This is a genomic window from Bartonella sp. bp_1 (genome assembly GCF_055808085.1).
This window is the reverse complement of record NZ_CM147851.1, coordinates 668403-680084: the sequence shown is the minus strand read 5'-3', so window position 1 is coordinate 680084 and position 11682 is coordinate 668403. Positions and strand designations below refer to the sequence as shown.

General features: G+C 48.3%; 10 protein-coding genes and 3 tRNA genes. 1 reads left to right on the top strand and 12 read right to left on the bottom strand.

Translation table 11 applies throughout. From position 1 onward, the window contains the following. Positions 1 to 92 precede the first annotated feature (92 nt). The 11 genes from rpoB to ACYZ97_RS03380 form a co-directional block, all read right to left on the bottom strand. Positions 93 to 4232 (bottom strand): DNA-directed RNA polymerase subunit beta, encoded by a 4140-nt coding sequence (gene rpoB / locus ACYZ97_RS03430; RefSeq protein ID WP_473300094.1) that lies wholly within the window; start codon positions 4230 to 4232, stop codon positions 93 to 95. 415 nt (positions 4233 to 4647) lie between these two features. Then, positions 4648 to 5025, bottom strand: a complete 378-nt coding sequence (rplL, locus tag ACYZ97_RS03425; protein ID WP_473300093.1) for a 50S ribosomal protein L7/L12 — start codon at positions 5023 to 5025, stop codon at positions 4648 to 4650. 124 nt (positions 5026 to 5149) lie between these two features. Next, positions 5150 to 5668, bottom strand: a complete 519-nt coding sequence (gene rplJ, locus ACYZ97_RS03420) for a 50S ribosomal protein L10 (RefSeq protein WP_473300092.1) — start codon at positions 5666 to 5668, stop codon at positions 5150 to 5152. Positions 5669 to 6019: 351 nt separating this feature from the next. Next, a complete protein-coding gene (gene rplA, locus ACYZ97_RS03415; RefSeq protein ID WP_473300091.1) occupies positions 6020 to 6721 on the bottom strand; it encodes a 50S ribosomal protein L1 in 702 nt (233 codons plus the stop codon). Positions 6722 to 6725: 4 nt separating this feature from the next. After that, positions 6726 to 7154, bottom strand: coding sequence for a 50S ribosomal protein L11 (rplK, locus tag ACYZ97_RS03410; protein WP_473300090.1), 429 nt, complete (start codon positions 7152 to 7154; stop codon positions 6726 to 6728). 131 nt (positions 7155 to 7285) lie between these two features. After that, positions 7286 to 7816: a transcription termination/antitermination protein NusG gene (gene nusG, locus ACYZ97_RS03405; RefSeq protein WP_473300089.1), complete on the bottom strand. Its 531-nt coding sequence runs from the start codon at positions 7814 to 7816 to the stop codon at positions 7286 to 7288. 34 nt (positions 7817 to 7850) lie between these two features. Beyond that, on the bottom strand, positions 7851 to 8057 hold the full coding sequence (secE, locus tag ACYZ97_RS03400) for a preprotein translocase subunit SecE (RefSeq protein WP_473300088.1): 207 nt from the start codon (positions 8055 to 8057) through the stop codon (positions 7851 to 7853). Positions 8058 to 8278: 221 nt separating this feature from the next. After that, positions 8279 to 8354: transfer RNA gene (locus ACYZ97_RS03395), tRNA-Trp, on the bottom strand. A gap of 38 nt (positions 8355 to 8392) precedes the next feature. Then, positions 8393 to 9568 carry an elongation factor Tu gene (tuf, locus tag ACYZ97_RS03390; protein ID WP_473300087.1) on the bottom strand — a complete coding sequence of 392 codons (1176 nt, stop codon included), beginning with the start codon at positions 9566 to 9568 and terminating at the stop codon, positions 8393 to 8395. Between the two features lie 143 nt (positions 9569 to 9711). Beyond that, a tRNA-Gly gene (locus ACYZ97_RS03385) sits at positions 9712 to 9785 on the bottom strand. A 19-nt stretch (positions 9786 to 9804) separates the two neighbouring features. After that, positions 9805 to 9888: transfer RNA gene (locus tag ACYZ97_RS03380), tRNA-Tyr, on the bottom strand. 203 nt (positions 9889 to 10091) lie between these two features. On the opposite strand from ACYZ97_RS03380, the gene ACYZ97_RS03375 reads away from it, so the two are divergent. Next, positions 10092 to 10922 carry a TrmH family RNA methyltransferase gene (locus ACYZ97_RS03375; protein ID WP_473300086.1) on the top strand — a complete coding sequence of 277 codons (831 nt, stop codon included), beginning with the start codon at positions 10092 to 10094 and terminating at the stop codon, positions 10920 to 10922. Here the strand turns inward: ACYZ97_RS03375 and ACYZ97_RS03370 are convergent, their stop codons facing one another. Then, positions 10923 to 11642 (bottom strand): rhomboid family intramembrane serine protease, encoded by a 720-nt coding sequence (locus tag ACYZ97_RS03370; RefSeq protein WP_473300085.1) that lies wholly within the window; start codon positions 11640 to 11642, stop codon positions 10923 to 10925. Between the last annotated feature and the right edge of the window lie 40 nt (positions 11643 to 11682).

Genomic DNA, 11682 nt, shown 5'->3' with positions numbered 1-11682 from the left:
TGAACCCGTTGCGGCAGTTCTCTTCAAACTGCCTTAAAGTCGAAATTCTTTAAACAATCGATAGCGCGCCGCAAAACGGCGCGCTATCGGCGTTATTCCGCAGCGTCCGGCAGCTGCTGCTGAGCTACCATCTCGCGGGTATCATCAAGCTCAACATTAAGACCCAGCGAGCGCATTTCCTTGACAAGAACATTGAAGCTTTCCGGTATACCGGCTTCAAACGTATCATCACCACGAACAATCGCTTCATAGACCTTGGTACGACCCGCCACGTCATCCGACTTGACGGTGAGCATTTCCTGCAAGGTGTAAGCGGCGCCATAGGCTTCCAGAGCCCAGACCTCCATTTCACCAAAACGCTGACCACCGAACTGCGCCTTACCACCAAGCGGCTGCTGGGTAACAAGCGAGTAAGGTCCAATCGAACGGGCATGGATCTTGTCATCGACCAGATGGTGCAGTTTAAGCATATATATATAGCCCACTGTTACCTGACGGTCGAAAGGTTCACCTGTACGACCATCATAAAGGGTAACCTGACCTGAAGTCGAAAGACCCGCATCCTTGAGCATATCATTGATGTCGGCTTCATGCGCACCGTCAAAGACCGGTGTTGCAATCGACACGCCACGCTTCATCTGCTTAGCCAAGCGGACAACGCTTTCATCGTCATAGTTGCGTACAGGCTCGTTACGGTTGTTATCAGGAATGACATCCTCAATACGACTCCGCAACGGCTTGATATCACCTGACTGCTGATAGGCTTCAAGAAGTTCGCCAATCTGCCTGCCCATTCCGGCACAAGCCCAACCAAGATGGGTTTCCAGAATTTGACCGACATTCATACGGCTCGGCACACCCAAAGGATTAAGCACGATATCCGCATGTGTACCATCTTCTAGGAATGGCATGTCTTCAACAGGCAGAATGCGTGAAACAACACCCTTATTGCCATGACGACCGGCCATTTTATCACCCGGCTGGATCTTGCGCTTAACAGCAACAAAAACCTTGACCATTTTCATAACGCCTGGAGGCATCTCGTCGCCACGCTGGACCTTTTCGACCTTGTCCATGAAACGGGCTTCAAGCAGCTTCTTGGAATCGTCATATTGGTTGCGGAGCGCTTCGATTTCGCCCTGAAGTTTTTCATCTTCAACAGCGAACATCCACCACTGCGAACGCGGATATTCATCCATAACCGCCTGATCAAGCTTGGTGCCTTTCTTAAAGCCTTTCGGGCCAGAAACAGCAGCTTTACCATCCAGCATATTAACAAGACGCGAATAGACGTTACGATCTAGGATTGACTGTTCGTCATCACGATCCTTGGCCAGACGTTCGATTTCTTCGCGTTCAATCGCCATAGCACGTTCGTCTTTTTCCACACCGTGGCGGTTAAAGACACGAACCTCAACGATTGTACCAAATGTCCCGGGGGGCATACGCATGGAGGTGTCACGCACATCCGAAGCCTTTTCACCAAAGATGGCACGCAACAACTTTTCTTCCGGTGTCATCGGGCTTTCACCCTTTGGCGTAATCTTACCGACCAGAATATCGCCCGGCTGAACCTCGGCTCCGATATAGACAATACCGGCTTCATCAAGATTCTTGAGTGCTTCTTCCGAAACATTGGGAATGTCGCGGGTGATTTCTTCCGGTCCAAGCTTGGTATCACGGGCCGCAACTTCGAATTCCTCAATATGGATCGATGTGAAAACATCATCCGAAACAATCTTTTCAGAAAGTAGGATCGAATCTTCGTAGTTGTAACCATTCCAAGGCATAAACGCGACAAGCACGTTACGACCCAGAGCCAGATCACCAAGATCGGTTGACGGACCATCGGCAATAATATCGCCTTTTTCAATCCGGTCGCCGACACTGACCAGTGGACGCTGATTAATACAGGTCGACTGGTTGGAACGCTGGAACTTCTGCAAACGGTAAATATCCACACCTGACTTTGACGGATCAAGGTCTTCTGTGGCGCGGATCACGATACGGGTCGCATCGACCTGATCAACAATACCACCACGTTTCGCACCAATAGCCGCACCAGAATCACGCGCAACAATCGCTTCCATACCGGTACCGACAAACGGCGCTTCAGCACGCACCAACGGCACGGCCTGACGCTGCATGTTCGAACCCATCAGAGCGCGGTTGGCATCATCGTTTTCAAGGAACGGAATAAGAGCTGCAGCAACAGAAACCAGCTGCTTTGGCGACACGTCCATGAGGTCGATGTTTTCACGCGGCGCCATCAAAACTTCGCCGGCGTGACGACAGACAACGAACTCTTCGGTAAAACGGCCGTCTTTATCCAGCGACGAATTGGCCTGTGCTACATAGTGCTTGGACTCTTCCATAGCTGAAAGATAAAGCACATCCATTGTCACCTTACCGTCAACGATTTTACGATACGGACTTTCGATAAAGCCGTATTTATTGACGCGGGCAAATGTAGCCAAGGAGTTTATCAGACCGATATTCGGGCCTTCCGGCGTTTCAATCGGGCAGATACGACCATAATGGGTTGGATGCACGTCACGCACTTCAAAACCAGCACGCTCACGGGTCAAACCACCCGGCCCAAGAGCCGAAAGGCGACGCTTATGGGTGATTTCAGACAACGGATTGGTCTGATCCATAAACTGTGACAACTGCGAAGAACCAAAAAATTCACGCACAGCAGCAGCCGCCGGCTTGGCATTAATAAGATCCTGCGGCATGACAGTATCGATTTCGATCGAAGACATACGTTCCTTGATGGCACGTTCCATACGGAGCAAACCGATGCGATACTGATTTTCCATCAACTCACCGACCGAACGTACACGACGGTTGCCAAGATTATCAATATCGTCAATCTCGCCTTTACCATCACGCAACTCAACCAGCATCTTGACGACAGCCAAAATATCTTCTTTGCGAAGGGTACGCACTGTATCAGGGCAATCAAGCTCCATACGCATATTCATCTTCACACGTCCGACAGCCGACAGATCATAGCGCTCCGGATCGAAGAACAATGAATTGAACATGGCCTCGGCCGTATCCATAGTTGGTGGCTCACCCGGACGCATCACGCGATAGATATCGAACAAGGCGTCTTGACGGCTTTCATTCTTGTCGACAGCCAGCGTGTTGCGAATATAGGCACCGATATTAACATGGTCGATATCAAGAACCTTGATCTCTTTCGCACCGGTATCAAGCAAGACCTGCAACGATTTCTCGTCCAACTCGTCACCGGCTTCAAGATAGATTTCACCGGTTTCATAATTGACAAGGTCTTCAGCCAGATATGAACCATAAAGGTCATCTTCTGTTGCCTTGATAAATTTCAGGCCTTTTTCTGCCAAAAGCTTAGCTGAACGGGCTGTGAGTTTCTTACCGGATTCAGCAACAACTTCACCGCTATCCGCATCCACAAGATCGGAAATCAGCTTCATACCCTTAAATCGGTCAACCGAATAAGGAATACGCCAGCCGTCTTTCTTAGTCTTTTCATAAGTTACGGTGTCATAGAAAGTCGACAAAATGTCCTGACCATCCATACCCAAAGCCATCAACAAGCTGGTGGCGGGGATTTTACGACGCCGATCAATACGTGCATAGACCACATCCTTGGCATCGAATTCAATATCAAGCCATGAACCGCGATAAGGAATGACGCGAGCTGCGAACAGAAGCTTACCGGAAGAATGTGACTTGCCTTTGTCATGATCGAAGAAAACACCCGGTGAACGGTGCATCTGCGAAACGATAACACGCTCTGTGCCGTTAACGATAAAGGTACCGTTATCAGTCATCAACGGCATATCGCCCATATAGACGTCCTGCTCTTTGATGTCCTTGATTGACTTGGCGCCTGTATCTTCGTCAATATCAAATACGATCAAACGCAATGTCACACGCAAAGGTGCGGCATAAGTCAGATCGCGCTGACGGCATTCTTCAACGTCAAATTTCGGTGCATCAAATTCATAACGAACGAATTCGAGCATAGAGGCGCCCGAAAAATCGCTAATCGGGAATACGGACTTAAAAACGGCCTGCAAACCTTCGTCAGAACGCCCACCTTTTGGTTCTTCAACCATCAGGAACTGGTCATAAGATGCTTTCTGAACCTCGATAAGGTTCGGCATCTCCGCCACTTCGGGAATCTTGCCAAAAAATTTGCGTACGCGCTTACGACCGTTAAATGATTGGGTCTGAGCCATCGTCGCTCCTTCACATTTGCCTTAACCAGCCGACTAAACCGGAAAAAGCTGTTTTTGTCATTTCAGGCTACGCCTGATCCATCACTGCAACACCCTGCAATTCAATCGCAAGGCGCTCAACTCTCAACATCTGGCGACAAACCATTCAATCGTTTGACACATACCAGAGCTTGGCCACCCGCCCTGCTTTTTACAGCTTTTATCGGCAAATGGCCTATTCATCGCGCCCCTATGCAACCGGAGCGCCTAGCTTCTCAAACCCAAGAAATCAACACATTGATTCATCCTTGGCCTTGAACGGGCTAAACCCGTTTCCTGACGGCCACCGAACCGTCAGGAAAAGGGTTTAACAAAACACGGTTTTTCCCCAAAAGAGGAAAACCGGCGGACTATATGGCCCGCCGGAAAAACAAACTTATTTAAGTTCGACCTTAGCGCCAGCTGCTTCAAGTGTAGCCTTGATTTTTTCAGCTTCGTCCTTGGAAACACCTTCCTTAACGGCCTTAGGTGCACCTTCAACAAGATCCTTGGCTTCCTTGAGGCCAAGACCTGTGATGCCGCGAACTTCCTTGATCACATTGATCTTCTGAGCGCCACCATCGACGAGAACAACGTCGAATTCAGTCTTTTCTTCACCAGCAGCAGCAGCGCCGCCACCAGCAGCAACAGCAGCAACAGCAACAGGTGCAGCAGCCGAAACGCCCCATTTTTCTTCCAACATTTTGGAAAGCTCAGCAGCTTCCAAAACAGTCAGGTTAGAAAGGTCTTCTACGATCTTTGCGAGATCAGCCATTTTAATATTCCTTACATTACAAAGGTTTGAACACTAGTCGCAGATTTTGAACATTCAAAACCCACATTGATTTGTTTAACAGTCAACCGGAAAACCTTACGGTTACCCGGCCTGCGAAACAGCCTTACGCTGCTTCGCCCTTCTGGGCATAAGCGCCGACAACACGAGCCACTTGACCGGCCGGTGCATTGACAACTTGGGCAATACGGGTCGCAGGCGTAGAAATCATGCCTACCAGTTTCGCGCGCAGCTCATCAAGCGACGGCAAGGAAGCCAGAGACTTCACACCATCTGCATTGAGGCTGGTTGCACCCATTGCACCACCAAGGATAACGAGTTTATCGTTGCCCTTGGAAAAATCGACAGCGACTTTCGGCGCCGCGACCGGATCGGCTGAATAAGCAATCAAAGTCTGTCCGGTGAACAGCTCCGACATGCTTTCCGATTCCGTGCCCTTAAGAGCGATTTTGGCAAGACGGTTTTTCGCAACTTTAACGGTACCGCCCGCTTCACGCATTTTCGAACGAAGATCGTTCATTTGTGAAACGGTCAGACCGGAATAGTGAGCCACAACAACTGCACCGGACTCTTTGAAAGCCCCGTTGAGCCATGTGACAAATTCGCGTTTTTCCGCTCTATCCACTGTCTCTCTCCATTTGACAGATCCTGATAACAAGATCTGCCGGGTTACCTTTGACCACACAACCACTGTGTGACCGATGAGGATCCTGTCCCCTTCTCATCAACGGTCAGACCGCCGACATTCAAAGGTAACGCTGGTTCAAACCTTCATATCTTTCGATATTCGGGTCATTCCCCCAGTCTCATGCAGGCTTTTACGATTAAGATGTGTCACCACATCGCCCACAATCTCGGACAGGACATTCCGGATTTCTCCGGCATGACCCGAGTTCTTTTCAAAACCCGGATAGTTTATCGACACGCTATCAAAACTTGCCGACAACCGCCCCTTGCGGGGCGGCAAATTTTAAAATCATTGTGCCGGACGAACAGTCGCCGGATCAACCTTAACACCAACACCCATTGTCGATGAAATCGCAACACGCTTGAGATATTCACCCTTGGAACCGGCAGGCTTGGCCTTGATAACCGCATCAGCAAAAGCAAGGATATTTTCTTCCAGCTTTTTAGCATCAAAAGAAGCCTTACCAACACCAGCATGAATGATACCGGCCTTTTCAACGCGGAACTCAACAGCACCACCCTTGGAAGCCTTAACAGCGGCAGCAATATCCGGTGTCACAGTACCGACTTTGGGATTTGGCATCAACGAGCGCGGCCCGAGAACCTTACCCAGACGACCAACCAGCGGCATCATATCCGGCGTTGCAATACAACGATCAAAGTCAATTGTTCCGCCATTGACGATCTCGAAAAGATCCTCTGCACCAACGATATCGGCACCAGCGGCCTTAGCTTCATCAGCTTTGTCTCCACGGGCAAAAACAGCCACACGAACATTACGTCCTGTGCCATTCGGCAAGTTGACAACACCACGAACCATCTGGTCGGCATGACGCGGGTCAACGCCCAAGTTCAATGCAACTTCGATGGTTTCATCAAATTTGGCAACAGCACGCTCTTTAACGAGACCAACAGCCTCAGCCAAACCATAAAGCTTATCAACATCAAAGCCTTCACGAATCTTTTTCGTTCTTTTCGCTAATTTTGCCATAATCTCAGCCCACCACTTCCAGGCCCATTGAACGGGCTGAACCTTCAACCATACGTATAGCCGACTCAATGTCATTTGCATTAAGATCTTTCATCTTGGCTTCTGCGATAGCACGCACCTTGTCACGCGAAATCTGACCCGCAACAATCTTGCCCGGCTCTTTGGAACCCGACTTCAATTTGGCTTCCTTTTTCAAGAAAAAGGAAACGGGCGGAGTCTTCATTGTGAAGGTGAAGGACTTGTCCTGATAATAAGTGATAACGACCGGAATCGGCGCGTTCTTTTCCATTTCCTGCGAAGCTGCATTAAAAGCCTTACAGAATTCCATGATATTGATACCACGTTGACCCAAAGCAGGCCCAATCGGAGGAGACGGATTGGCCGCCCCTGCCGGAACCTGCAGCTTCAACTGGCCAGCAATTTTTTTAGCCATATTTTTCTGCCTTCATTCAAAATGCCGGAAGCCCGGCGTTGCAGTCTGGTGGTACGGTTTAAACAACCGGCTAAGCTGCCCTCTCCTTCCACCAAGTTATACCGTAACATCATATTACGGCAGTAAGATGATCAAAGCTTTTCAACCTGACCAAATTCAAGATCAACAGGCGTTGCACGACCGAAGATCGAAACTTCCACTTTCAAACGGGAGCGCTCTTCTTCAACTTCCTGAACAATACCATTAAAAGATGCAAACGGACCATCTGCCACTCGAACTTGCTCGCCAACTTCGAAAGAGACAGAAGCCTTGGGACGTTCAACACCCTCTTGAACCTGCATCAAAATCTGTTCGGCTTCACGGTCAGAAATTGGCACAGGCTTGGAATCAGAGCCCAAGAATCCGGTGACCTTAGGCGTATTCTTGATTAGATGATAAGCTTCATCCGTCAACTGGGCACGCACCAAAACATAACCGGGAAAGAATTTACGCTCGGAATCGACCTTACGACCACGACGCACCTCTACAACCTTTTCGGTCGGCACCAAAATTTTCTCAAACAAATGATCCAGACCTTTCAGTCTGGCTTCTTTTTCAATAGCCTCAGCGACCTTCTTTTCAAAGTTCGAATATGCCTGAACAATATACCAACGCGCGGCCACAGTGACGTTCCCTTACAATCAAAAATTCTACAAATTAAAATAGACGCTCAAAAAAACCGATCATCTGCCATAAACCAAAATCAATAATCCGGTCGGCAAAGAACAGAAAAAAGCCAGCCAAAAGCGCCATCACGAAAACCAGCACGGTTGAAATAACCGTTTCACGATGGTTCGGCCAAGTCACCTTGGCGGTTTCCGAACGTACCTGTTTGATAAATGTTATCGGATTGGTTTTAGCCATTGCTATTCTAGATCCCGGTTCAATGTCATCTACACGATTTAAATCGTTAAAAAACATACAGTTAAGACGCGGAAAGCCAATATCAGCCTTACGCGCCCCAATCAATGAGCCACTTCAATACCCAATCATGCGGCGAAACACAAGCCCTTTGAACAGATAAAATGGCCAGACACTCAAAAGAAAAAGCTCCGGCGTGACCGAAGCTTTTTCCTGTAAGTAAATGGCAGGGGCAGCAAGGCTCGAACTCGCGACCTGCGGTTTTGGAGACCGCCGCTCTACCAACTGAGCTATACCCCTACAATAGGCGGCAAAATATACCACCTATCAAAATCAAATTACTCGATGATTTTGGCGACGATGCCAGCACCGACGGTACGACCACCTTCACGGATAGCAAAGCGGAGCTTTTCTTCCATGGCGATCGGCACGATCAAAGCAACATCAACGGCAACATTATCACCAGGCATAACCATTTCTGTACCTTCAGGAAGCGTTACAATACCGGTAACGTCTGTGGTACGGAAATAAAACTGAGGACGATAGTTTGTAAAGAACGGTGTATGACGACCACCCTCTTCCTTCGTCAGAATATAGGCTTCTGCCTTAAATTTCGTGTGCGGTGTAACAGAACCCGGCTTAGCCAGAACCTGACCACGCTCAATACCATCACGTTCAACACCACGAAGCAGCGCACCGATGTTATCACCAGCTTCACCCTGATCAAGAAGCTTACGGAACATTTCAACGCCGGTGACTGTCGTCTTCGAAGTCGGACGAATACCGACGATTTCGATTTCTTCACCAACCTTGACAACACCACGCTCAACACGACCGGTCACAACTGTACCACGACCCGAAATCGAGAAAACATCTTCAATCGGCATCAAGAACGGCTGATCAACAGGACGTTCAGGTGTCGGAATATAAGCATCAACTTCGCTCATCAACAGACGAACAGCATCTTCACCGATTGTCTTATTGCTATCTTCAAGAGCAGCAAGAGCAGAACCCTTCACGATCGGAATTTCGTCTCCAGGGAAGTCATACTTCGAAAGAAGTTCACGAACTTCCAATTCAACCAATTCAAGAAGCTCTTCATCGTCAACCTGATCAACCTTGTTCAGGAATACAACAATCGCAGGAACACCAACCTGACGGGCAAGCAAAATGTGCTCACGTGTCTGGGGCATCGGGCCGTCAGCTGCAGAAACAACAAGAATAGCACCATCCATCTGCGCAGCACCGGTGATCATGTTCTTCACATAGTCAGCGTGACCAGGGCAGTCAACGTGTGCATAGTGACGGTTTTCTGTTTCATATTCAACGTGAGCTGTCGAAATCGTAATACCGCGTGCACGCTCTTCAGGAGCAGCATCAATCTGGTCATACGCCTTGAACTCACCAAAAAATTTCGTAATCGCCGCTGTCAGTGAGGTCTTACCATGGTCAACGTGACCAATCGTGCCAATGTTTACGTGCGGTTTATTACGTTCAAATTTACTCTTTGCCATCGCCGTCTATCTCTCGTCTTGTTTAGCATCCTTGACATACAAGGATATCAGAACTGAATTTAACCGACCCGCTAAAGCGGCCCGGCTCCATACCACTAAGACGGAAGATTCCGTCCACTTCAAAAAAAGTGTCACCTAATCACTGGAGCGGGTAGCGGGAATCGAACCCGCATATTCAGCTTGGAAGGCTGCTGCTCTACCATTGAGCTATACCCGCGCTATCTCTGTACCAGTAGTGGTGGAGGGGGTTGGATTCGAACCAACGTAGCGTACGCAACGGATTTACAGTCCGTCCCCTTTAACCACTCGGGCACCCCTCCATATACTACCGACAGAGTTGCGCGATGAGGTATCACCGCATAGCATATCAACAATTTGTAAATATGCTTTGCGGTGGCGGTTATGCCGATTAGTAACCTTTGTGTCAACCGCTTTCATCAGCTTCTTTTGAAAATGCGCGATTTATTTTTATTTATGTCGATTTTGACTATCTGGAAAGACTACAAACCGCTATGAATACGCAATGAACGAAAAAACACCTAAAGATTCCCATTATGCGCGGCTACGCCGCCAGCATCGTGATTCCAAACGGACAGGCCCGGCCCCACAGAGAGCACGTCCGTATTTTGAAGGCAAAACAACAGACAATGGAAAAGTACGCCTTTACGGGTTACACACAGTTGCTGCAGCCTTACAAAACAAGCGCCGTGTCTGCCATCGCCTATTGGCTACACGTAATGCGCTTTCACGACTGGATATAGACGAATCGGCTCTACCACTTGAAGCAGAGATTGTAGAGCCACGCGACCTTGATCGTGAATTGGGTTCTGATGCCGTTCATCAAGGTATCATGCTAGAAGCTAATCCGCTCAAGCCCCGTTCTTTAAACGAACTTTCATCATCAAACCTCATTATCGTCCTTGATCAGGTCACTGATCCGCATAATGTCGGCGCGATTATGCGTTCAGCCGTGGCATTCAATGCCGGCGCCCTGGTAACGACGGCCCGCCACAGCCCGCAAGAAAGCGGTGTCTTGGCAAAGTCTGCCTCTGGAGCGCTAGAAATGATCGATCATATCACCGTGCGAAATCTGGCTGAAGCGCTTGACCAGATCCATCAGGCGGGTTTTTCAACCTTCGGCCTTGATTCAGAAGGGCCTCAGCCTTTGGAACCAACATTTTCAGGCAAAAAAATAGCGCTTGTTTTAGGTGCTGAAGGCAAAGGTCTGCGACAAAAAACGCGCGAGACAGTAAGCGCCCTTGCCCGCCTTGACATGCCGGGAGAGATCAAGTCTCTAAATGTCTCCAATGCAGCAGCCATCGCCCTTTATGCGGCCAGACAATATCTGAAATAATCAAGCACCCCTATCTTGCCGACGGTCAAAATAGCCAATAAGGAAAAAACCAACGAGCAAAGCCACCATGCATATCTGCCAATTCAAAGGGCTTCCTGTCATGTTAATTTCAACATCATTGCTCGGTTCGGTTAAAATCAATGGATCAACATTACCAAACACCACCATGCACACAAGATTCCATGTGAGCCATCCCCCTATAAGAGCTAGGGCCAAAGGACAATTCATTACTTGCCTTATCGTTAAGACCGGACCTTTAAATTCAGTTTGTTCCGATGGCAATTTCACTCTTTGAAAATTATAGCGTGCACCTGCCCCAATCATTGCAGAAACGAAAGAATAGCTTCCTGAAACAAAGCCTAAAGCTTGACTGGCACTGATGTAGATAATCAAAGCCGACAAGATAGAGGTCACAATCCAGAAAAAAACAAACGACCGTACGCCTATACGATTGGCCAATGGCGACCCAAAAACAATCAGCCATGCCATATTGACGATAAAAACAGTAAAATCATCATAATAGACAAAACTATAGGTAAAGATCGAAAACCAGGACTCTTGAAAGCTCAACGTATATAAACCGGGATTGAATGCAAAGCGTGCAAAAACATATGCACGGTCTTCAGGATTGATCCCATAATTTAAAATAAAAAATGCCATTGCATAGGCAAAAACCAAAAGGGTAACAACCGTCGATATATTAAAAGCTTTTTCACGCATCAGTTCTTACCTGCCGTTCATTTGATGTACATCCTATCAA